This window comes from Solimonas sp. K1W22B-7 (genome assembly GCF_003428335.1).
In the GTDB taxonomy this organism is placed as follows: domain Bacteria; phylum Pseudomonadota; class Gammaproteobacteria; order Nevskiales; family Nevskiaceae; genus Solimonas_A.
Genome location: NZ_CP031704.1, coordinates 4,383,811 through 4,406,320 on the forward strand (window position 1 = coordinate 4,383,811; position 22,510 = coordinate 4,406,320).

18 protein-coding genes are annotated in these 22,510 nt (G+C 66.9%); 9 read left to right on the top strand and 9 right to left on the bottom strand.

Features of this window, described 5'->3' with window-relative positions; genetic code table 11:
* Positions 1–3: 3 nt before the first annotated feature.
* On the bottom strand, positions 4–1,620 hold the full coding sequence (locus D0B54_RS19755; protein ID WP_117293408.1) for an NAD+ synthase: 1,617 nt from the start codon (positions 1,618–1,620) through the stop codon (positions 4–6).
* A 56-nt stretch (positions 1,621–1,676) separates the two neighbouring features.
* Between D0B54_RS19755 and D0B54_RS19760 the strand changes: the two genes are divergently transcribed.
* Complete coding sequence (locus D0B54_RS19760) at positions 1,677–2,486, top strand: DODA-type extradiol aromatic ring-opening family dioxygenase (protein ID WP_240433470.1); 810 nt, start codon at positions 1,677–1,679, stop codon at positions 2,484–2,486.
* An 89-nt stretch (positions 2,487–2,575) separates the two neighbouring features.
* Here the strand turns inward: D0B54_RS19760 and sucD are convergent, their stop codons facing one another.
* Together sucD and sucC are read right to left on the bottom strand one after the other, a co-directional pair.
* The gene (sucD, locus tag D0B54_RS19765) at positions 2,576–3,451 is read right to left on the bottom strand and encodes a succinate--CoA ligase subunit alpha (protein WP_117293412.1); all 876 of its coding nucleotides are present in this window, start codon (positions 3,449–3,451) and stop codon (positions 2,576–2,578) included.
* 15 nt (positions 3,452–3,466) lie between these two features.
* Positions 3,467–4,633 (bottom strand): ADP-forming succinate--CoA ligase subunit beta, encoded by a 1,167-nt coding sequence (sucC, locus tag D0B54_RS19770; RefSeq protein WP_117293414.1) that lies wholly within the window; start codon positions 4,631–4,633, stop codon positions 3,467–3,469.
* 222 nt (positions 4,634–4,855) lie between these two features.
* Here sucC and D0B54_RS24445 point away from each other — a divergent pair, with 222 nt between their 5' ends.
* The 3 genes from D0B54_RS24445 to D0B54_RS19780 are packed head-to-tail and all read left to right on the top strand — an operon-like array spanning position 4,856 to position 7,958.
* A complete protein-coding gene (locus tag D0B54_RS24445) occupies positions 4,856–5,053 on the top strand; it encodes a hypothetical protein (protein ID WP_162932580.1) in 198 nt (65 codons plus the stop codon).
* The gene (locus D0B54_RS19775) at positions 5,050–6,642 is read left to right on the top strand and encodes a sensor histidine kinase (RefSeq protein WP_162932581.1); all 1,593 of its coding nucleotides are present in this window, start codon (positions 5,050–5,052) and stop codon (positions 6,640–6,642) included. The genes D0B54_RS24445 and D0B54_RS19775 overlap by 4 nt, the downstream gene beginning before the upstream one ends.
* Complete coding sequence (locus D0B54_RS19780) at positions 6,639–7,958, top strand: sigma-54-dependent transcriptional regulator (protein WP_117293418.1); 1,320 nt, start codon at positions 6,639–6,641, stop codon at positions 7,956–7,958. Before D0B54_RS19775 ends, D0B54_RS19780 begins: the two co-directional genes overlap by 4 nt.
* Positions 7,959–8,113: 155 nt before the next feature.
* Here the strand turns inward: D0B54_RS19780 and D0B54_RS19785 are convergent, their stop codons facing one another.
* A complete protein-coding gene (locus D0B54_RS19785; RefSeq protein ID WP_117293420.1) occupies positions 8,114–8,734 on the bottom strand; it encodes a phosphoadenosine phosphosulfate reductase domain-containing protein in 621 nt (206 codons plus the stop codon).
* Between the two features lie 85 nt (positions 8,735–8,819).
* Between D0B54_RS19785 and D0B54_RS19790 the strand changes: the two genes are divergently transcribed.
* The 5 genes from D0B54_RS19790 to D0B54_RS19810 all read left to right on the top strand — a co-directional run bounded on the left by D0B54_RS19790 (position 8,820) and on the right by D0B54_RS19810 (position 13,040).
* Positions 8,820–9,713 carry an alpha/beta fold hydrolase gene (locus D0B54_RS19790; RefSeq protein ID WP_162932582.1) on the top strand — a complete coding sequence of 298 codons (894 nt, stop codon included), beginning with the start codon at positions 8,820–8,822 and terminating at the stop codon, positions 9,711–9,713.
* A gap of 59 nt (positions 9,714–9,772) precedes the next feature.
* Positions 9,773–10,606, top strand: coding sequence for a UDP-2,3-diacylglucosamine diphosphatase (locus tag D0B54_RS19795; RefSeq protein ID WP_117293424.1), 834 nt, complete (start codon positions 9,773–9,775; stop codon positions 10,604–10,606).
* Positions 10,607–10,733: 127 nt separating this feature from the next.
* The gene (locus D0B54_RS19800; RefSeq protein ID WP_117293426.1) at positions 10,734–11,918 is read left to right on the top strand and encodes a vWA domain-containing protein; all 1,185 of its coding nucleotides are present in this window, start codon (positions 10,734–10,736) and stop codon (positions 11,916–11,918) included.
* Between the two features lie 40 nt (positions 11,919–11,958).
* Positions 11,959–12,360 carry an MAPEG family protein gene (locus D0B54_RS19805; protein WP_117293428.1) on the top strand — a complete coding sequence of 134 codons (402 nt, stop codon included), beginning with the start codon at positions 11,959–11,961 and terminating at the stop codon, positions 12,358–12,360.
* A complete protein-coding gene (locus tag D0B54_RS19810; RefSeq protein WP_117293430.1) occupies positions 12,357–13,040 on the top strand; it encodes a SanA/YdcF family protein in 684 nt (227 codons plus the stop codon). Before D0B54_RS19805 ends, D0B54_RS19810 begins: the two co-directional genes overlap by 4 nt.
* A gap of 338 nt (positions 13,041–13,378) precedes the next feature.
* On the opposite strand, the gene D0B54_RS19815 is transcribed toward D0B54_RS19810, so the two are convergent.
* The 5 genes from D0B54_RS19815 to D0B54_RS24895 form a co-directional block, all read right to left on the bottom strand.
* Positions 13,379–15,394, bottom strand: a complete 2,016-nt coding sequence (locus tag D0B54_RS19815; protein WP_117293432.1) for an APC family permease — start codon at positions 15,392–15,394, stop codon at positions 13,379–13,381.
* A 162-nt stretch (positions 15,395–15,556) separates the two neighbouring features.
* Positions 15,557–17,389 carry a carboxypeptidase-like regulatory domain-containing protein gene (locus tag D0B54_RS19820; protein WP_117293434.1) on the bottom strand — a complete coding sequence of 611 codons (1,833 nt, stop codon included), beginning with the start codon at positions 17,387–17,389 and terminating at the stop codon, positions 15,557–15,559.
* A gap of 131 nt (positions 17,390–17,520) precedes the next feature.
* Positions 17,521–19,134 carry a GMC family oxidoreductase gene (locus tag D0B54_RS19825; protein WP_117293436.1) on the bottom strand — a complete coding sequence of 538 codons (1,614 nt, stop codon included), beginning with the start codon at positions 19,132–19,134 and terminating at the stop codon, positions 17,521–17,523.
* Positions 19,135–19,141: 7 nt separating this feature from the next.
* Positions 19,142–19,717 (bottom strand): hypothetical protein, encoded by a 576-nt coding sequence (locus D0B54_RS19830; protein ID WP_117293438.1) that lies wholly within the window; start codon positions 19,715–19,717, stop codon positions 19,142–19,144.
* Between the two features lie 67 nt (positions 19,718–19,784).
* Positions 19,785–22,439 (bottom strand): DUF1302 domain-containing protein, encoded by a 2,655-nt coding sequence (locus D0B54_RS24895; protein ID WP_240433471.1) that lies wholly within the window; start codon positions 22,437–22,439, stop codon positions 19,785–19,787.
* Between the last annotated feature and the right edge of the window lie 71 nt (positions 22,440–22,510).

The following is a 22,510-nucleotide window of genomic DNA, read 5'->3' on the forward strand; positions in this document are numbered from 1 at the left end:
ACTTCAGATATCGCCGTAAACCGCCGTCAACGGGTATCTCCGCTCGCGCCCGAACGCACAGCGCGTCACCTTGGGACCCGGCGGCGCCTGGCGGCGCTTGTACTCCGAGCGGCGCACCAGTGAGGCCACGCGCTTGACCGTCGCCTCGTCGAAGCCGCGCGCCACGATCTCCGGGATCGACAGCTGCTGCTCGACGTAGGCCTCCAGGATCGGGTCCAGCACCTCGTAGGGCGGCAGCGAATCCGAGTCCTTCTGGTCCGGCCGCAGCTCGGCGGACGGCGGACGCGTGATGACGCGCTCCGGGATCACCGGCGACTGCGTGTTGCGCCAGCGCGCCAGGCGGAATACCAGGGTCTTGTAGACATCCTTGATCGGCGCGAAGCCGCCGCACATGTCGCCGTAGAGCGTGGCATAGCCCACCGCCATCTCGCTCTTGTTGCCGGTGGTCAGCACGACATTGCCGAACTTGTTGGACAGCGCCATCAGCAGGATGCCGCGCGAGCGCGACTGCAGGTTTTCCTCGGTCAGGTCCGGCGCCCGGCCGGCGAAGGCCTCCGCCAGTGTCTCGTTGAAGGCCTTGAAGGCCGGCTCGATCGGCAGCACCGAGTAGCGGATGCCCATGGCCTCGGCCTGCACGCGGGCATCGTCGTTGGACATGTCCATGGTGTAGCGCGAGGGCATCGACACGCCCCAGACCCGCTCCCGGCCCAGCGCGTCGGCGGCGATCGCGGCCACCAGCGCCGAGTCGATGCCGCCCGACAGGCCGACCAGGGCACCGGGGAAGCCGTTGCGGTTGACGTAGTCGCGCACCGACTGCACCAGGGCCTGGTAGACCACCTGCTCCAGCGGCAGGTCCGGCCGGCGCGGCGCCTGCTCGAAGCGGCCGCCGTCCAGCGTCACCAGATAGACGTTTTCCTCGAACAGCGGCGCCTCGAAGGCCAGCGAACCGTCGGCGCGCAGCACCATCGAGTCGCCGTCGAACACCACGTCGTCCTGGCCGCCCACGCAGTTGACGTAGAGGATCGGCAGGCCCGTCTCGGCCACGCGCTGGTCCAGCACGCGGCGGCGCTCGCCGGTCTTGCCGGCGTGATAGGGCGAGGCGTTGATGTTGACCAGCAGCTCGGCGCCGGCATCGCGCGCCTGCGCCGCCGGCTGCGTCAGCCAGATGTCCTCGCAGATGGTCAGGCCGATGCGGCGCCCGCCCAGCTCGAACACGCAGGGCGCGTGGCCCGGCCGGAAATGGCGACGCTCGTCGAATACACCGTAGTTGGGCAGCTGCTGCTTGCGGTAGCGCTGCTGGATGACACCGTCGCGGATCACGTAGGCGGCGTTGTAGATCACGCCGTCGGCGTACTCCGGCAGGCCGAACACCAGGGTGATGCCCTGCACTTCCGCCAGCAGCCGGTTGACGCCCTCCTCGATCACGCGCGGCATCGCCGAGCGCAGCAGCAGGTCATCCGGCGGGTAGCCCAGCAGCGACAGTTCCGGGCAGGCGATCAGGTCGGCGCCGAGCTCGTCGCGCGCGCGGACGCTGGCGGCGATGATCTTCTCGACGTTGCCCTCGACATCGCCGACCCAGAGGTTGAGCTGGGCCAGCGCGAATTTCAGTTGTTGCGGCATGTGGCGATTATCACGGAAAACCGTTGTCTCGGGAGGGTTGCCCTAAGATGAGGCAAATGAACAATCCTCGCCTCCCCAGCCTCTTCCTGCCGCATGGCGGCGGCCCCTGCTTCTTCATGGACTGGGACCCGCCGCACTTCTGGAACCACCTGGGCGACTGGCTGCGTGCCCTGCCCGGCCTGCTGCCGGCGCCGCCCCGGGCCCTGCTGGTGATCTCGGCACACTGGGAGACCCCGGTGCCGACGGTGACCTCAGGCACGCAGCCGGCGCTGATCTACGACTACGGCGGCTTTCCGCCACACACCTACCAGCTGAAGTGGCCGGCGCCGGGCGACCCGGCGCTGGCACAGCGTGTGCAAGACCTGCTGGCGGCCGCGGATATCGCCAGCGCCGCCAACCCGCAGCGCGGTTTCGATCACGGCGTGTTCGTGCCGCTGCTGCTGGCGTACCCGCAAGCGCAGATTCCCACCGTGCAACTGTCGCTGCGCGCCGATCTCGATGCCGCCGCGCACCTGGCGATCGGCCGCGCGCTGGCGCCGCTGCGCGACGAAGGCGTGCTGATCCTGGGCAGCGGCTTCAGCTACCACAACCTGCGCGCCATGGGCGGCGGCGTGCCCGACGTGGCGGGCAGTTCCAGGCGCTTCGACGACTGGCTGACGGCGGCGGTGGAAACGCGGGATGTGGCAGAGCGCGAGCACCTGTTGGCGGCGTGGACGGGCGCGCCGGATGCGCGGGCCTGTCATCCGCGGCCGGAGCATCTGATTCCGTTGATGGTCGCGGCGGGGGCGGGTGGGGATGATCCTGGCACGCGCTGCTATCACCATTTTCTTGGTGAGGTCACGCACTCGGGATTCCGGTTCGGGTGATGGACAGTCCCTCTCCCCGTAGACGGGGAGAGGGAAACAGAAACAAAAAAGCCCGCTCGAGAGCGGGCCTTCTTGTACAACGTAACGCCTTACTTCAGCAGCGACAGCATCGCCGCGCCGAGGTCGGCCGGGGAGCGCACGGTCTTGACGCCCGCGGCTTCCAGCACCTTGAACTTCTCGTCGGCCGTACCCTTGCCGCCCGAGATGATGGCGCCGGCGTGGCCCATGCGCTTGCCCGGGGGCGCGGTGACGCCGGCGATGTAGGCCACCACCGGCTTCTTGACGCTCGCCTTGATGTACTCGGCCGCTTCCTCTTCCGAGGAGCCGCCGATTTCGCCGACCATGATGATGCCTTCGGTCGCCGGGTCCTTCTCGAACAGCTCGATTACCTCGATGAAGCCGAGGCCGCGCACCGGGTCGCCGCCGATACCGACGCAGGTCGACTGGCCGAGGCCGTTCTGGGTGGTCTGGTGCACGGTTTCATAGGTCAGCGTGCCCGAACGCGACACGATGCCGATCTTGCCGGCCTTGTGGATGTGGCCCGGCATGATGCCGATCTTGCACTCGCCCGGGGTGATGACGCCGGGGCAGTTGGGGCCGATCAGCACGCTGCCCGGGTACTGGGCGCGCAGCGTCGCCTTGACCTTCACCATGTCGTTCACCGGAATGCCTTCGGTGATGCAGATGATGACCTTGATGCCGGCATCGGCCGCTTCCAGGATCGCGTCGGCGGCAAACGGCGCCGGCACGTAGATCATGGTGGCGTCGGCGCCGGTGTCGGCGACGGCGTCATGGCAGGTGTCGAACACCGGCAGGCTGAGGTGCTGGCTGCCGCCGCGGCCCGGCGTGACGCCGCCGACCAGCTTGGTGCCGTAGGCGATCGCCTGCTCGGAATGGAAGGTGCCCTGCTTGCCGGTGAAGCCCTGGCAGATGACCTTGGTCGCTTTGTTGATCAGGATGCTCATGAGGGGATTCCGGGTTCAGGCAGACTTGGCGAGCGCGACGACGGTCTTGGCCGCCTCGGTGAGGTCGCTCACAGGGGTGATCTTGAGGCCGCTGGCATTCAGCATGTCGCGACCCTTCTCCATGTTGGTGCCCTGCAGGCGCGCCACCACGGGGATTTTCAGACCGGTCTGCTTGCAGGCCTGGATGATGCCCTCGGCAATGAGATCGCAGCGGACGATGCCGCCGAAGATGTTGATGAAGATCGCCTTGACCTCGGGCGAGCGGGTGATCAGCTTGAAGGCCTCGGTGACCTTTTCCGCCGTGGTGCCGCCGCCGACGTCGAGGAAGTTGGCCGGCTTGCCGCCGTGCAGCTTGACGATGTCCATGGTGGCCATGGCCAGGCCCGCGCCGTTGACCATGCAGCCGATGTCGCCGCCCAGGGTCACGTAGTTGAGGTCGAACTTGCTGGCCTCGCGCTCCGCGTCATCCTCCTGGGAGTGATCGCGCATGCCGGCGATTTCCTTCTGGCGGTACAGGGCGTTGGTGTCGAAGTTCAGCTTGGCGTCGAGGGCCATGACATTGCCCTCGGTGGTGATGATCAGCGGGTTGACCTCCACCATGCTGGCATCGCACTCGGTGACGATGCGGTACAGGCCCTGCATGATCTTGGTGAACTGGTCGACCTGCTCTTTGGTCAGGTCCATGAAGAAGCCCAGCTCGCGCGCCTGGAACGGCTGCAGGCCGGCGGCCGGGTTGACGAAGATGCGCTTGATCTTCTCCGGGGTGTGGTCGGCCACTTCCTCGATGTCCATGCCGCCGGCGGCGGAGGCCATGAACACGACGCGCTCGCGCGAACGGTCGATCAGGCCGGCGACGTACAGCTCGCGGGCGATGCCCGACGGCTTCTCGACCCAGACGGTGTTGATCGGCAGGCCGGCAGCGTCGGTCTGCTTGGTGACCAGGCGCTGGCCCAGCATCTTCTTGGCAGCTTCCTCGACGGCATCGAAGCCCTCGACCAGCTTCACGCCGCCGGCCTTGCCGCGACCGCCGGCATGCACCTGGGCCTTGACGACGAACTTGTCGCCGCCGAGCTGCTTGGCAGCCGCACGGGCCTGTTCAGGGCTGGCCGCCAACTGCCCCTGCGGGACCGGGATCCCGTAACGCGTAAAGATTTCCTTGGACTGATACTCGTGCAGATTCATGCATTTCCCCGTAGAGAAGGAGGTGGGCGGTCAAACAAGGGCCGCGCATTCTCGCGCAGCGATACCGCGAAGGCAAAACACCATTCGGACGAGGTACGCCGGGCGAAACGTCGATTTGTTTTAATTAATTAAATATTAAACTTTGTATAAAATAAATGATCTCATCCGCCGTCGTGGCGGATGCTGTCCTACAATGCATCTTCGCCCATTTGAGCGGTGCCGATGATCCTTCGCCTGTTTCTGCTAGCCGCCCTCGCCTGGATCGCGTGGCGCCTGTTCCAGCAATTCCAGCGCGGCCAGCTGCAGCGGCCGCCGCAGCAGGAACAGTTCGAGCCGATGGCGCCCTGCCAGAAGTGCGGCACCTACCTGCCGGCCAAGGCGCTGTCCCGCGACGGACGCTGCGGCCGCTGCGGCGAATGAAGGCGGAGACCTCCGCCCCGCGTCCCGACGACTGGCGGGTCCTTTCCGCGCTCGGACTGTATCGCCTGTCGCTGGTGGTCCTGCTGCTGCTGCTGTACCAGAGCGGCGTCGGCGCCAATATCTTCGAGCAGTTCCACCCCCACAGCTTCCGCCTGGCCTGCTACAGCTACGCCTTCGTCGCGCTGCTGCTGTTGCTGCTGGTGGTCTACCGCTGGCCGCGCCTGGACGTGCAGGCGCAGGTCCATTTCGTCGCCGACCTGGGCATGGTCACCTGGCTGGTCTATGCCACCGGCGGCGTACCCGAGGGCCTGGGCGTCCTGCTGCTGACGCCGATCATCGGCTGCAGCCTGATCCTGACCCCGCGCATGGCGGTGCTGCAGGCCGCCCTGGCCACGCTGACGATGTTCGGCGAGGAAACCATCCGGCAGTTGCAGCAGCTGCGCTTCGAGCCCTCCGAGTACGCCCAGACCGGCGTACTGGGCCTGATGCTGTTCGCGATCAGCATGGCCGCCAACGCCGTGGCCCAGCGCGCCCGGCGCAGCGAGGCCATGGCGGAGCGGGTGGGCAGCGAATTCGCCAACCTGTCGCGCCTCAACGAAAGCATCATCGAGGCGATGCAGACCGGCGTGCTGGTGGTGGACTCCCAGCTGCAGATCCGCACCGTCAACGCCGCGGCGCGGCGCCTGCTGGGCCGCAGCGTCGGCGTCGGCCGCAGCCTGGCCGACGAGCTGCCGCGGCTGGAGCAGCAGCTGCGCCTGTGGCAGGACAACGACCCGGGCGCCCTGCAGCCCTACAGCGAAAACGCCCATGGCCAGGAACTGCTGCTGCGCTTCACCCGCCTGGGCTGGGGCACCCAGGCCCCGCTGCTGATCCTGCTCGACAGCGCCGGACAGCTGCGCGAGCAGGCGCAGCAGATGAAGCTGGCGGCGCTGGGCCGGCTGTCGGCCAGCATCGCGCACGAAATCCGCAATCCCCTGTCCGCCATCACCCATGCCGGCCAGCTGCTGGCCGAGTCCAGCGAGATCCAGGGCGAGAACCAGCGCCTGCTGGGCATGATCCAGCGCCATTCCGGACGCATCGAGAAGATCGTGCGCGACGTGCTGGAGCTGTCGCGCCGCGATGACGCCCGCCAGGAAACCCTGGTGCTGCGCGACTGGCTGCAGCGCACCATCGCGGTCTACCAGGAAGGCTACCCGCAGGCCTCGCGCACGCTGGACCTGCTCGACGTTCCGGGCAGCCTGGAGGTGCGCTTCGACCCGGGCCACCTGCAGCAGGTGCTGTTCAACCTCTGGGACAACAGCTTCGAGCACGGCGGCGGCGCCAATGGCAGGGCGCGCGTGCTGCTGCACGCCGAGCGCCTGGACAACGGCCGCATCTACCTGGAAGTGGCCGACAACGGCCCCGGCATCGCCCCGGACCTGTTCGATAAGGTATTCGAGCCGTTTTTCACCACCCACAACGCCGGCACCGGCCTGGGCCTGTACCTGGCGCGTGAAATCTGCGAATACAATCACTCGCGGCTGCAGTTGGTGCCGCAGACCCGCGGTGCGTGCTTTCGCATCCTGTTTTCGATGGAACCCCGAGAATGAAAGGCGCAGCCGCACTGATCGTCGACGACGAAGCCGATATCCGCGAACTGGTGGAGATCACCCTGTCGCGCATGGGGCTCAAGACCCGTTCCGCCGCCACCCTGCAGGACGCCCGCCGCCTGCTGGGCGAGCAGGCCTTCGACTTCTGCATCACCGACATGCGCCTGCCCGACGGCAACGGCGTCAGCCTGGTGCAGCACATCCAGAAGCAGTACCCGCAAATGCCGGTGGCGGTGATCACCGCCTACGGCAGTTCCCAGGCGGCGGTGGAGAGCCTCAAGGCTGGCGCCTTCGACTTCGTCTCCAAGCCGGTGGACCTGCAGTCGCTGCGCAAGCTGGTGGACGCGGCGCTGAAGCTGCGCAACCGCGACGACAAGCCGGCCAGCGACGACGGCGGCCTGCTGGGCGAGCACGAAAGCGTGCGCCAGCTGCGCGGCATGATCGAGCGCCTCGCGCGCAGCCAGGCGCCGGTGCATATCGCCGGCGAGTCCGGCACCGGCAAGGAACTGGTGGCGCGCCTGATCCACAACCGCGGCCCGCGCGCCTCCGGCCCCTTCACCCCGGTCAACTGCGGCGCGATCCCCTCCGAGCTGATGGAAAGCGAGTTCTTCGGGCACCTGAAAGGCAGCTTCACCGGCGCACTCAAGGACAAGCCCGGCCTGTTCCAGGCGGCCGAGGGCGGCACCCTGTTCCTCGACGAGGTCGCCGACCTGCCGCTGCACATGCAGGTCAAGCTGCTGCGCGCCCTGCAGGAGCGCGCCGTGCGCCCGGTGGGCAGCGAGTCCGAGGTGGCGGTCAACGTACGCATCATCTCCGCCACCCACAAGAACCTCGGCGACCTGGTCGCCCGCGGCGCCTTCCGCCAGGACCTGTTCTACCGCCTCAACGTGATCGAAGTGGGCACGCCGCCATTGCGCGACCGCGCCTGCGACATCCCGCTGCTGGCCGACAGCATCCTCGCCCGCCTGGCGCAGGAGATCGCCCTGCCGTCCAGCCCGACGCTGGACGCCGGCGCCAAGGCCGCGCTCAAGGCCTATCCCTTCCCGGGCAACGTGCGCGAGCTGGAGAACATCCTGGAACGCGCCATCACCCTCTGCGACGGCGAGCAGATCACCGCCCTGGACCTGCAGCTGCGCAACCTGCCCGGCGGCGCCCCCGCCGGGGGCGCGCTGGAAGACCAGATGGAAGACATCGAGCGCAAGGCGATCCAGGAGGCCCTGGAAAAGGCGCGCTTCAACAAGACCAAGGCGGCGGAACTGCTGGGGATGAGCTTCCGGTCGCTGCGGTATCGGATTAAAAAACTGGGAATCGAGTAACCCTCCCGCTGTCCCCTCTCCCGTCTACGGGAGAGGGTGCCCGAAGGGCGGGAGAGGGTTTCTGTAAATCCCGCCCGGCTAACCACCGCAAGATATACAGAAGCCCTCTCCCCTCCCCCTCTCCCGCAAGCGGGCGAGGGGACAAGAAGAGCAGCTCACGCCGTCTGCAACCCGCACTCCCGCTTGTCATCGCCCTTGGTCGGGTCGTAGTACTCGAGGTTGTCCGGCAGCCCATGCTGCTTGAGGTACTGCCACAGCTCCTTCGAGCCCCACTGCAGGATCGGCGCCACCTTGATCACGCCGCGGCTGTCCAGCGACACCGGGTCCATGCCGGCGCGGTGCGCCGTGTCGCCGGCGCGCACGCCGGTGATCCAGATCTTCGGCTGCAGCTCGCGCAGCGCGCGGCGGAACGGCTCCAGCTTCACCTCCTCGGTAAAGCGCTCGTGCGCCGGGGTGTCCAGCTCCGGCACCGCCGCACCATCCACCGCCTCGCGATGGGCGCGCGAGCGCAGCGGCTGGTAGATCAGGCGGCGCAGCTTGAGCTGCGCGGTCAGCTCGTCGGCGAACTGGTAGGTGCTGGGCGTGTTGTAGCCCGAGTCCATCCACACCACCGGGATATCCGGGCGCTGGCGCGTTACCAGGTGCAGGATCGCGGCGGAGAACGGCCGGAAGTTGCTGGTGATGATCGCACCCGGATCCTGGGCCAGGGCCCAGGCGATCAGCGCCTCGGGGTTTTGCCCCAGGTCGCGGTTGACGGCTTGCAGATCGAGACTCATGTCCAGCTCCAACGACGTATGCAGAACATGAATTATATCCGCCCGTGCCAGAATCAAGGCCGCGCGCATGAACACCACTATGAATATGACTTTCGATGCTAACGCCGGGTATCTCGGCCTGACGCCCACCGAAGACCTCCGCCCCGGGCAACCCGCCTGGCGTGGACGGCGCCGCAGCGGCAGCGGCCCGACCCTGCACTTCCTGCACGGCAACGGCTTCTGCGGCGGCGTCTACTGGCCGTTCCTGCGCCGGTTCCTGCCGCAATACGGGCTGTTCTGCAGCGACATCGAGGGCCACGGCGCCAGCGAGGCACCGCCGCGCTTCTCCGGCGTGCCGGCCGTGCTGGAACGGGCGCGGGCGGTGATCGCGGCGCAGGGCCTGGACCAGGCGCCCCTGATCGGCATCGGCCACAGCTTCGGCGGCGCATTGACGCTGCGCCTGGCAGCCGAGTATCCGGGGCTGTTCCGCGCCGTGGTGCTTCTGGACCCGATCGTGATGCCGGCACCGATGTGGGCGGCGGTGCATCTCGGCGGCATGGTCGGCCGTCACCCGATGGCCAAGGCCGCCCGGCGGCGGCGCAACACCTGGGACAGCCGCGAAGCGGCCTTCGCGCGCCTCAAGGGGCGCGGCATCTACGCCGGCTGGACCGACGAGGCGCTGCAGAGCTTCGTCGATCACGCGCTAAGCGACACCGGCAAGGGCAGCGAGGTGCAGCTGGCCTGCCCGCGCGAACTGGAAGCCGAGATCTTCGAGCAGCCGGTCTGGCCCTGGGGCGCCTTCCGCCGCCTGCAATGCCCTGCGCTGTTCGTCAGCGGCACCGGCAGCTACGGCTTCTTCCCCTGGGCGCGGCGCGTGGCGCAGCGTGTCAGTCCCCGGACCGAATTCCTGGAACTGCCCGGCGGGCATTGCTTCATGCAGGAGGACCCTGCGAATTGCCATGCCGCGGTGGCGGATTTCCTGCGCCGCCAGGGGCTCTGACACAAAAGTTTCATCCCTTTGCAATGGGCACTTCACCGCCCCGTTTCATGCTGAGACGCATGAAGAAGGATGACGACAGCACTGAGCAGAAGACCCACTACCGCACGATCTGGATTTCCGACGTGCACCTGGGGACGGCCGGCTGCAAGGCCGACCACCTGACGGACTTCCTCAAGGCCCATACCTGCGACACGCTCTACCTGGTCGGCGACATCATCGACGGCTGGAAGCTCACCGGCGGCTGGTTCTGGCCGCAGGAACACACCAACGTGGTCCGCAAGATCCTGACCAAGGCCAAGCGCGACACGCAGGTGGTCTACATCACCGGCAATCACGACGAGTTCCTGCGCAAGTTCGTCGACTACCGCCTGGAAGTCGGCAACATCCGCCTGCTCAACGAGGCGATCCACATCACCGCCGACGGCCGCCGCCTGCTGGTGACCCATGGCGATTTCTTCGACGTGATCACGCGCTACCACAAGTGGATCGCGATGGCCGGCGACGCGCTGTACGAAAACACCATGCGCTTCAACTACTGGTTCAATCGCGGCCGTTCTCTGCTGGGCATGCGCTACTGGTCGCTGTCGGCCTTCGCCAAGCAGCACGTCAAGACCGCGGTCAGCGTGGTGTCCACCTTCGAGGACTCGCTGGCCCACGAATGCCGCCGCCGCAAGCTCGACGGCGTGGTCTGCGGCCACATCCACCATGCCGAGGCCCGCAAGATCGAGGGCGTGGACTACTACAACTGCGGCGACTGGGTGGAAAGCTGCACCGCCCTGGCCGAAGACCAGAACGGCAACATCAGCATCCTGCGCTGGGTACAGCTGGATCACCTGAACCAGGCTTCGCCCAAGGTCACGCCGCTGCGCAAGCCGGTACCGGCCGCCGCCTGAGGCGGCAGGCCCGTCTGCTGTAGCGCCGCAGGCTTTGCCGCTGCGCGGCAGGCGCTTGCCGGAGGTTCCCCCTCCCCCTTCCCTAGCCGCTAGAATGTCGGAAAATGCCGACACGGTGGGGAATCCCATGTTGTTCTCGTTCTTCTTCGCCCTGCGCGCCGCCGGGCTCAAGTCCAGCCTCAGCGAGTTCCTGACGCTGCTGGAAGCCCTGTCCAAGAACGTCGCGATCTTCTCGCTCGACGACTTCTACTTCCTGGCCCGCACCACGCTGGTCAAGGATGAAAGCCAGTTCGACCGCTTCGACCGGGCGTTTGCCGCCTATTTCAAGGGCATCGAGGCGCTGACCGGCGAGCTGTTCGCCAGCGTGCCCGAGGAGTGGCTGCGCCTGCAGGCGCAGAAGCTGCTCAGCGACGAGGAAAAGGCCAAGATCCAGGCCATGGGCGGCCTGGACAAGCTCATGGAAGTGCTCAAGCAGCGCCTCGAGGAGCAGAAGGAGCGCCACGAGGGCGGCAACAAGTGGATCGGCACCGGCGGCACCTCGCCCTTCGGCAACGGCGGCTTCAACCCCGAGGGCGTGCGCATCGGCGGCCAGGGCGGCGGCAAGACCGCGGTCAAGGTCTGGGAGAAGCGCGAGTTCCGCAACCTCGACGACACCCTGGAACTGGGCACGCGCAACATCAAGGTGGCGCTGCGGCGCCTGCGCCGCTTCGCCCGCGAGGGCTCGCCCGACGTGCTGGACCTGGACGACACCATCCGCTCCACCGCGCGCAACGCCGGCTACCTCGACATCAAGATGATCCCCGAGCGCCACAACGCGGTGAAGGTATTGCTGTTCCTCGACGTGGGCGGCTCCATGGACCCGCACGTGCGCGTCTGCGAGGAGCTGTTCTCGGCCGCCAAGACCGAGTTCAAGCACCTGGAATACTTCTACTTCCACAACTTCATCTACGAAACCGTGTGGAAGGACAACAACCGCCGCAACGGCGAGCGGCTGTCGGTCTACGACGTCCTTCACAAGTACACGCCGGACTACAAGGTGATCTTCGTCGGCGACGCCACCATGAGCCCCTATGAGATCGTCCAGCCCGGCGGCAGCGTCGAGCACTGGAACGAGGAGGCCGGCGCGCTGTGGTTCAAGCGCGTGATGGATGTCTTCCCGCACCTGATCTGGCTCAACCCGGAAAATCCGCAATACTGGGAACACACCCAGTCGGTGCAGATCACCCAGGAACTGCTTGGCCGTGAGCGCATGTTCCCCATGACCCTGTCCGGCCTGGAACAGGGCATGAAGAAGCTGGCCCACAAACACTGATTGCCGCTGTAACCACCACTAGAGAAACAAGGGGAGAACCATGTCCGCACTCGTCGCTCTGATCGGATTCACCGCCTGGACCCTGCTGCTGGTCTTCATCGCCGTCAACTGGCGCGCCCTCGAGATCCTGCGCGGGGTCAAGGCCGACTCCTGGACCCGCGGCGCGGAACGCGAGCGCCCGTCGATGGTCAAACGCATGGAGCATGCGCACTTCAACTGCCTGGAAAACCTGCCGGTGTTCGCCGCCATCGTCCTGGCGGCCTATGCCATGGGCAAACAGCCGGTGGTGGACACGCTGGCCTGCTACGTGCTGATCGCGCGCCTGGCCCAGAGCCTCGTGCACATCATGGGCGTCTCGCACTGGATGGTCATGCTGCGCGCCGCGTTCTACACCGCCCAGGTGCTGATGTTCTTCTACATGATGTGGGGCCTGGTCGCTTGAAACCTTCCACCCGACGCCGCGTCCGCCGCTGGTTGCTGATCAGCGCCTGGACCGTCGTACTCGTCGTGCTGCTGGGCAACCGCTGGGTCATCAACAGCAGCGATGCCTACATCACCGACAAGTGGGCGCTGCTGCCGGACAACGATGTGGGGCTGGTGCTCGGCACCAGCCCCTACCTCGCCAGCGGCAAGGCCAGCCCCGCCTTCCAGGGCCGCATCGACGCGGCCGCGGAGCTGTATCGCGTCGGCAAGGTCAAGCATCTGATCGTCAGCGGCGCCAACCCGGACGAGACCTACAACGAGCCGCGCGCCATGCGCAAGGCGCTGATGCTGGCCGGCGTGCCGGAAGAAGCCGTCACGCTGGATTTCGCCGGCTTCCGCACCTTCGACTCGGTGGTGCGCGCCAAGCAGGTGTTCAAGCTGGAACGCTTCACCATCGTCACGCAGAAATACCACACCTACCGCGCCGTGTTCATCGCCCGCAAGTTCGGCGTGCCGGCCTACGCCTTCATCGCCCCGGCCAACGCCGACGGCCGCCCCGGCAACCGCCACCCCGTGCGCGAAGTCTTCGCCCGCGTCGCCGCGATCCTGGACATCTTCGTGCTGAACACCCGTCCCAAGTTCCTCGGTGCGCCGGAGGAAGTGCCGGTGCCGCTGGCGCCGGAGGCGGAGGGGGCTTGAGGTATCAGGCATCCGAGATGCACAAATACAAGGCCCGCCGGATGGCGGGCTTTGTATTTGGGGCCCTTAAGGAATTCGGAGTAACTTCATCAGTTGGACTTGGCAGAGCAGTTCAGTCCGCCGTCCGTCTTCCTCGATGAGCAAGCACTGCCCCGACACAGGTAACCAGCACGCTTAAGCCCAGGAAAAAGAACCCCCAAGCGCTGCCATACCGAAACAGTCCGACTAGAGCAAAAACGAGAAGGAAGGCGTTCGCGGGTGCCGTCTTCCAAATAATCTTCTCAGCTGTGATCACGAAACGTACCCTTTGCCGGATCAGTGCCACAACCGAATATTCCTCAACGCGAGGTACTGAAGCGCTCGCGATTGTCCTCGGGAATCTCCGGCACGCGCAGCGGCACGATCACCAGTTCCTTGCCGCGCAGACTCAGCAGGCGCTGCATCGCCAGGGGCATCTGGTTGTGCAGGAAGCGGGTCACGGTGTGGTCGTGCTCGAACATCAGCTGGCTGGCGAAGCACAGGCTGTCCGGGTACTCGGACAGCACCTTTTCCAGCAGCTCGGCGAGTTCCTGCAGCGGATCGTTGCCGTAGGCCTGGTAGGCGGCGGCGCGCAGGCCGCGGCTGGCGCAGTAGCTGGTGAGGTAGCGCAGGGAGTTGTCGATGCGCACCTGCAGCGATTTGATGGCGCCACCGCCGTCGAAGCTCTGCTTGTCGACCTCGCCCACCGACACGAACAGGTAGTTGCGGAAGCGGTCGGGGAACTGCTTGCGCGCCCATTCCAGCATCACCATGGCGGCGCCGCGGTTGTTGCCGACCAGGAAGACGGCGGTGGGCGCGCTCTTGTCCTCGGGCGGGTTCTCGGTGTCGGTGTCCCAGGTCGGGCGCGGGGCGTAGTGGTTCTCGATCAGCGCCATCTGCCGGGCCACGCCCTCGTAGTGGCGGTGGATCAGCAGGCCCAGTCCGGCGACGCTGCCGGTGATCAGCAGCGTCACCCAGCCGCCGTGCGCGAACTTCTCCACCAGCGTCACCACCAGGATGAAGCCGCAGACCACGAAGCCCACTGCCGACAGCAGGAAGGAGCGGAGCCAGGGCTGCATGAAGCGGCGCTGGTCCAGCCAGTGGCGGCAGAGGCCGGCCATGGCCAGGGTGAAGGTGATGAACACGTTGATCGAGTACAGCACCACCAGCAGGTGCACGCTGCCGCGGCTCCACAGCAGCACGGCCATGGCCGAGATGCCCATCAGCAGGATGCCGTTCTGCGTCACCAGGCGGCTGGACAGCTGCCGGAACTGGCGCGGCACCCAGCGGTCCGCCGCCATGTTGGCGAGCACCGAAGGACCGCCGAGGAAGCCGGTGTTGGCGCCCACGAACAGCAGGCAGGCTTCCAGTATCAGCACCGTCACCAGCAGGCCATGCGACAGCCCCGGGTCGCCGATGCCCATGCTGTCGATGATCTTGCCGAAGGTGACGGCGTTGAGCGTCTGCCCAGGCACCGGCTCCACCGCCCACAGCAGGTACAGCAGCAGGATGCCGGAGGCGACGAAGGCCAGCGACAGCGCCATGTAGAGCATCGTCAGGTGGCCGGTGCGCACGCGCGGCTCGGCCAGGATGTTGACGTTGTTGGAGACGGCCTCGAGGCCGGTGTAGGTGCCGCCGCCCAGCGAGTAGGCCTTGAGCAGCAGGGCGATGGTGAAGACCCAGCCGGCGGAATCGGCCAGCTCGTGGGTCTCTTCCACGGTCTCCATGAACAGGGTATCGAGCACATCGGCATGGTGCTGGATGCCGTAGACGATCAGCACCAGGTGCGACACGAAGAAGCCGAGGAACAGCGGCAGCAGGATGCGGATGGATTCCTTCATGCCGCGCAGGTTCAGGCCCAGCAGCAGCAGCAGCGCCAGACCCTGCGCCGCCAGTTTCCAGCCCAGCCAATCGTGCGGCAGGAAGCTGAAGATGGCGTCCACGCCGGCCGCCACCGAGATGGTGATGGTCAGCACGTAGTCGATGATCAGGGCGGAGCCGGACACCAGGCCCGCGTAGGGCCCGATCAGCTTGGTGGCAGCCTTGTAGCCGCCGCCGCCGGAGGGAAACAGCTCGATCACCTGGTTGTAGGCCAGGGCGATCACGAACACCGTGACCGCGGTGGCGATCACCAGCCACAGGCCCAGGTGCGAATGTGACCCCAGGGCGCGGAAGGCTTCCTCCGGGCCGTAGGCGCTGGAAGACAGGCCGTCCGCACCCAGGCCTACCCAGGCCAGGAAGGCGACGAGTGCAAGGCTGTGGCGCGTACGCGGGTCCAGCGGATCGAGCGGGCGCCCGACCAGGATGCGACCCAGTCCCTGAAAGAAGTGCTTCATGCCGGTTCCAGCGCGGCGGCAGGCCCGGAAGCGGGCACGTTCACGGCTGAAAACGGCGCGAGACTACTCTTTTCCTGACCCGGCCGTCAGCCTTGACAGACAAGGGGGTTTATTCCAGGGGGTCGGCGGGGCCGTGGCCGGCCCCCGCCCCCGCCCCGGGGTTCAGGGAAGCGTGCAGCCGGCGTCGCGGATATCGTCCCCATCATTGGTGGCAATATCCTTGTCTGCCGCGCCCAGGAAAGCCACCACTTCGACCTTGCCGTCAGCCCGCAGCACGACGCGGTTGTGGCTGAAGGTCATGATCTTGTTGCCCCCTTCTTCCTTGTAGCGTGTATCCGAGGCGGCGTAGATCTGCTGATCGACGTACTCGTCGAGCTGCGCGCCCTTTTGCAGGAAGTAGGTGAAGCTCAGGCCATCGCCCTCGCCATTCTTGAACATGCTCAGCTTCATCGTCGCGCACTTGGCAGGATAGCGGCTGTTGTACCCGGCGTTGTCCTCCACGACCGTCAGCGTCGCCGGCGACCTGGCCACGGCTGCGTTGAAGAAGGCCAGCACGTTCTCCGGGATCGGCCGCTTCTCGGCATACAGCGAAGCGGTCGAGAACACACCGTCGCCGATCTGCTGCGTCCGTTCCAGCTTGAACGCCACCATCTGTTCGCCGTTGACGTAGAGGGTCAGGTCCAGCGTTATGGTCGAGCCGACATTCCTGGTGACGCGGTAGTTCGGCTCGACGGTGGAGTGGGTGTTGTCGAACACCCGGTAGCCGTCGTCACCGGGCTGGAACACGAAGCTGCCGTTGTCGATGTTGATGCTGTCGGTGGCGATCGTGATCGGCAGGTTGTTCCCCACGGTGTAGTTGAGGCTGCCGCTCTTGTTGACGATGCGCGGCGTGTAGCTGCCGTTGAGCGCCGCAGGCACGATCACGGTCACCGCCGGCCTGCGCAGCTGGCCGAGGAAGCGCGGGATGCCCTGGGCGTTGGCGCCGGTGGTGTCGCCCACGTTGATCTCGTTGAAGTGACCCAGCTCGTTGTCGGTCAGCGCGTACTCCAGCTTCCTGGCGGCGTCGAACCAGATGATCTCGGGACGGTGCGGCTGGCCATTGAAGTTGCGGAAGTACGGATTGCCCAGCGTCTTGCCGTCGATCTGCAGCGTGTTGTTGGCGCCGATCACCACCGGCACCTGCTGCCTGTCGGTGAACGGTGCCCCGCTGGCTTCCTGGAAGTAGGTCAGCGTGAGACTGCCGGCCAGCGCCGCGTTCACGGTGCCCGGCGTGGTGCCGCCCGGCGTGGGCTCTTCCTCCTCCTCGGCCGGCGGCGGCGCGAAGTCCGCTCCGTCTTCCACCACCTCGACGAGCAGCTCGCCGTAGCTGCTGCCGGTGGCGCCGAGACGGTCGGCCAGGGCTTCCAGCAGCAGGTCGTAGGGATTGGTGGGGCCCGGGGTGAACGACGTGGTGACCGGGTTGAGATTGCTGGGTATGTTGTAGCCGGCCGCGCGCAGCTTGTTGAGCAGCGTGGTGAGTGCCGGCGTGAGGTTGTCCAGGTCCGGCGGGTTGTTGGCGCTGAGCGCATTGAACCAGGCGCCGGGATTCATGCCGCTGGCCAGGGCCACAGCCAGGTCGGTCAGCGGCGTGAGGTTCACCGTGCCGCCGGAGGTGGTGAAGGCGTGGAAGGCCTGCGTGTTGGCCACACCGCCGATGAAACCGCCGCTCACCTGCACGGCGCAGGGCAGCGCCGAGGCGGGGATCGCAGGAATGCGATAGCTGCCGTTGGCCGTGGTGTTGCCGGTGAAGGTCTGGCCACCGCCGCACTTGGCGGTGACCACCGCGCCGGTGATCGGCGCGCCGACCGCGGCGGTACCGCTCAGCTCCACCTCGGCAGCTTCGCCGCCGTCCGGTCCTCCGTTATCAGTGTCGGAGCAGGCTGCGGCCAGCAAGGCCAGCGTGCCCGCGATGGCGACGCGCCAGGCGCGCGCCGCAAACGTTCCCTGTAATTGCATGATGACGTCCCCGTGGTGTTGGCGTGGACGCAACCATGGACCCACAGGGGCAGTCGCCTCACCCCCCAAAAGCGGCGTGTCCCCCCGTATGGGGGGTCAGGGGATTGCGGAATGCAGCTGGGGCCCTGGCTTCAAACCGCATGCGGATCCTTGCGCGCCAGTTCGCCCGCCAGCCGCGTCGCATGCTTGGCTACCAATGCGTAGATCGACAGCTGCGGATTGGCGCCGATGCTGGTCGGAAACAGCGAGCCGTCGAACACATGCAGGTTCTCCAGCTGGTGATGCCGGCCGTTGCTGTCGGTGACGCTGTTCTTCGGATCGCTGCCCATGGCGCAGCCGCCCATCAGGTGGGCGCTGAACAGGCCGGTGCGGAATTTCTTCATCTGCAGCGTGTCGACGTGGCGCAGCGCGTCGCTGGGATTGCCGGTCCAGCGCGCATCCAGGTGCACCTGGCGCACACGCGTGGCGCCGGCCGCGAACTGCAGCTCCGCCATGCGCCGGTAGGCCTCGCGCATGCCATGCCAGAGATACTCGCCGATGTCGTAGTCCAGCAGCGGGTTACCCTGTTCGTCGATGCGCACCTGCCCGCCCGGCGCATCATCGACGAAGCCGTCGCGCATCAGCGCCAGCGCGGCGTTGAGTCGCGGCAAGTGCGAAACCTCGTCCTTCAGGTCGCCGCCGAAGCGGCCGAACATGGTGGAGACCAGCGCCGGCATCATCGGCGGCACCTCCATCTTGAAGCCGGCGGCGCCGGTGGCGCCGTCCTTCCACTGGAAGTGATCGCTGGCGATGGACTGCGGCGCGCCATAGTAGCCATCGACCTTCTGCGGCATCTCGGCGAGGCTCAGCACCACCGGATGCACGCAGGTATGCGCGCCGGTCTGGCCGTGGGGATCCGGTGCGCGCGAACGCAGCAGCAGCGCCGGCGTGTTGATCGAGCCGCCGGAGAGCACGTAGTGCCGCGCACGCACGGTCACGCGCACGCCGCTGGGCGAGAGCGTATCGGGCATCAGCGCCAGCGCATCCAGGCCTGCCACGCGCCCGCCCTCGAAGCGCAGTGTCTGCACGCGCAGGTGATGCACCAGCTCGGCCCCCTGGCGCAGCGCCTGCGGGATCGTGGTGACCAGCATCGACTGCTTGGCGTTGGTGGGGCAGCCGACGCCGCAGTAGCCGAGGTTCCAGCAGCCGCGCACGTTGCGCGGGATGACATGCCATTCCCAGTCCAGCTTCTGCGCACCGTCGCGCAGCACCGCGTTGTTGGCGTTGGGCGCCATCGCCCAGGGCGCAACGCCCAGGCGCTCTTCCATGCGCTGGAACCAGGGCGCCATCTCGTCCACCGAGGCGCCGCGCACGCCGTGCTTTCCGGCCCAGTGCTTCAGCGTCTCCGGCGGCGTGCGGAAGCTGGAGGTCCAGTTGACCGTGGTGGTACCGCCCACCGCCCTGCCCTGCAGGATCTGCAGCGCCCCGTCGGAGCTGGCGCGGCCGGCACCCTCCTGGTACAGCGTGGCGTAGGCACGCGCCTCGTTCATGTCGCGGAAATCGCGTGCGGTCTGCAGCGGACCCTCTTCCAGGATCAGCACGCGCAGGCCGGCGGCGCTGAGGATCTCCGCAGCGGTGCCGCCACCGGCACCGCTGCCGACGATCGCCACGTCGGCCTCCAGCGTCAGGTCCTGCGTCAGCAGGGAGGCGTCGCGCACTCGCCAGCCACTGGCGATGCCGTCGGTGTAGATGTCGTCGATGGCCATGGCGGTGTCAGCTGTTGAGCGACTGGTAGGCCCAGGCCAGCGGCCCGGGATAGCCCAGCTGCGCCCAGCCCTCGGGCTGGCTGTAGTGCGCGGTGCAGCAGAGCTTGTTGAGCGCCAGGTAGCCGGCGTTGAACAGGCCGACCCGGCTGTCGCGCCAGCGCTGCAGGAAGGCGGCGACCTGCTGCGGCGTGGCCTCGCGCCAGGGCTCGGCGACGCCGGTGGTGAGCCAGCGTGTCGGCCGCAGGTGCAGCAGGTCGAACAGCTTGAACACCTCGCGCTGTGCCGGCGCACCGAGGCGCAGTACCGCATCGTCGACGCGCGCCAGCAGGCCGCTGAGCTGCGCCTGTCCCGCGGGAGCGGCCAGCAGGCTGCCCTCCAGCATCACCGGCAGCAGCGCGCGGAACAGCTCCACGTCGGCATCGCGCAGGCAGCGCAGGCCGGCGGCGGCGGCCTGTTCCCGGCGCGCGCATCCGGACAGGGTGCCGCCGATGCCGGCGGCAGCCAGCACCACGCTGGAAGCCAGGCCCAGCTTGAGGACGGAGCGGCGGCTCAGGGACGCCGGTTCGAAGTCATGGTCTTGCATAATTAAACGATCGGATTGTTCGGTGCAAAAGAAAGCGGGGCGGCATTCTCAGCGCGCCCCGCCGGGATCAGAACTGGAACTTGACGAAGGCCTGCGCGGTATCGCGGTCGGCATTGAGGTTGTAGGGGCCGCCGCCGAAGAACCAGGTGTAGCCGAGGTTCAGCGACATGAAGGACTTGTAGCGCGCCTCGATCGTGAAGTTGGTCTGCTTGCGGCCTTCCACGAAGTTGCCGGCCAGGCCCGGGGCGGTGCCCTTCACATCATGCTTCCACACGATCTGCGGCGCCAGGCTGATGCCGGGCAGCACGGATTCGTAGCGAATCAGGCTGATGATCACGTAGCCGTAGGACAGCTTGTCCGGGAAGCCCTTGCGATCCTGCTGGTGCGGGTTGAAGCGCAGGCCATCGGGACCGATCACGCAGGTCGGGTTGGTGGAGCAGGCCTGGGCGGAGCCGTTGGCACCCGAGCCGTCGGCACCGGCGCTGGCATGCGTATAGGTGCCCGGCGCCTCCAGCTGCAACACGTCCAGGCTCGGCAGGTCCGGCACCCAGGTGGCGCCGGTTTCGAACAGCATCAGCACCTGGTCGGCGCCGATCGGATTGTCGGTGGCGCCGGCAACGTAGGTGCCGCCGAGGTTGAACTGGTAGGTGTCGAAGGTCTCCCAGCCGCGCAGGTAACCCGGGTTGCGGTGGTTCAGCGGCGAGTTGCGGTCGCTGCCGGCGTTGGTGCCGATGACCTGGCCGCGGTACGGGATCAGGTAGGACGGGAACGAACGGCCGGAGCCGGTCATGTGGCCCACCAGCAGGTCGTAGGTGTCGCAGGGGTTTGCCTGGTTGGTGCGGCAGTCGCTGTAGGCGTCGCTGGAGCCGTAGATGCCCAGGGTACCGTCCGGCATGGTGCCGAGGCCGCCGATGGGGCCGCCGGCCGGCAGGCCCAGCACGCTGCCCAGCGCGGTGACATTGGCCAGCAGGCCCTGCAGCAGCTGCCCCAGGCGCGGATCCAGGCCGGGGACGGCCAGCAGGTCGGTGACGGTGCCCGTGAGATCGCCGGTACCGGCACATTCCACGGTGGTGCCGCAGTTCGACAGGGTCGGGCCGAAGGCGGAGAAGATCAGGTCTTCCAGGTCCACCTGCAGCGGCTCGTCGGGACGGTAGGCGACCTCGCCCTGGATCGAGAATTCGCCGACCGTGGTATTGAAGGACAGGCCGAACATCTTCAGGTCTTCGGGGTACTCCAGCTGGATGCGCACGGAGTCGAAGTTGACCGCGCTGCCGATGTTGGTGCGGCCGTCGTCGCCGTTCTGGACGCTTTCGGGGCCGCCGTAGCCCGGCAAGGCCGAGGTCAGCAGCGAGATGCCGGGGCAGGCCAGCAGGAACTCCAGGGTGTTGCTGGTGTTCTTGCTGCAGGCGGTGGTCACCGAGTAGGCGCTGACCATCGGCAGGCGCGAGTGGTAGTTGGCGAAGTAGGCGCCCAGCTCGGTGCCGTCGTTGAGCCACTCGGCGTAGTACTTCAGCGAGACGCCGTACTGTCCGCCGTTTTCCGGGTTCTTGTCGCGCAGGCGGTAGCCGGTGCCCGAGGTGTTGGTCAGGCCCGACAGCGGGTTGTCCAGCAGGCGCGCCAGCTGGTCGGGATCGTCCGGCGCCTGGCCGAAGCTGAGGTTGAAGTGATCCACGGCGTTGTAGCTGCCCAGGTCCACGAAGGAGTAGAACGAGCCGGGAGCGGGGATTTCCAGCGGCACCCACTCGTACTGGTAGAAGGCCTCGATCGTGCCGTTCTCGAAGGGCTCCATCGACAGGTAGGCCATGCCCACCGGCTGGAACACTTCCTCCACCTGGAAGCCGGTGCGGAAGAAGTTGTTGGCGTTGATCGGATTGATGGTGTTCAGCGAGCTGAACACCAGCAGCGTGGACTCGCCCCAGTTGAGGTTCTGGCGGCCGATCTTGAAGGTGGCTTCCTTGTCGCCCCACAGCGGCAGCCGGCCGTAGAAGTAGGCGTCCAGCAGCTGCAGGTCGGTACCGATCTGGCGCAGGGTCTCGCCGTCGTCGCGCTTCTGGTGTACGTCGCCGCCCGGCCCGTAGAGGATGTAGCAGGGACCGACGCCACCGGGCGCGGTGCGCCCCGGCGGACAGGGCCTGGAGTCGTTGCGCGGCAGCGGCAGCACCTCGGTACCGAGGCCGGTGGCGTTGCCCACCTGCAGGTAGTTGTCCTGGGTGATGCGGTTGGGATTGTGATCGGTGAAATCGTTGTTGTAGAAATCGTAGAAGTACAGGCCCTTGATGAACACACCGAAGTCGCCCATCGACGCGGTGAAGTCCTGGGTGACCTTGATGGGCGCCTGCACGATCTCGCCCTTCTGGTAATTCAGGTTGCCGTCGTCGGCGTTGATCGTGTACTGGCCGGGGAACTGCGCCAGGCGGGCAGCGGCGAAGGACTGGTCCTTGAACAGGCCCTGGCAGGACTGGTAGTAGGTCCGGCCGGTGTCGGGATCGCGGCCGCAGAGGCCCGGATTCAGGCTGGCCTTGCCGACCAGATCGCTGCTGCGCTTCTCCATGCGCCAGGAGGCGCCGGCGGTGATCGTGGTGTTGAGCACCCCCTCGATCTGCTGGCCGTCTTCACCCCAGGGCAGTTCGAAGCTGATCGCCGAAGCGATGCCCGACCAGGCCAGTACCGAAAAGGCAGCAAGAGCCGTCAGGCTCCGATGGCTGCGGCGCGCAATCGTCATTCCCATTCTCTCCCCCGTCGCTTGGGTCTGGCCGGCATGGGTGCTGGCCGCTCGTTTGCTGCGTTCGCGGT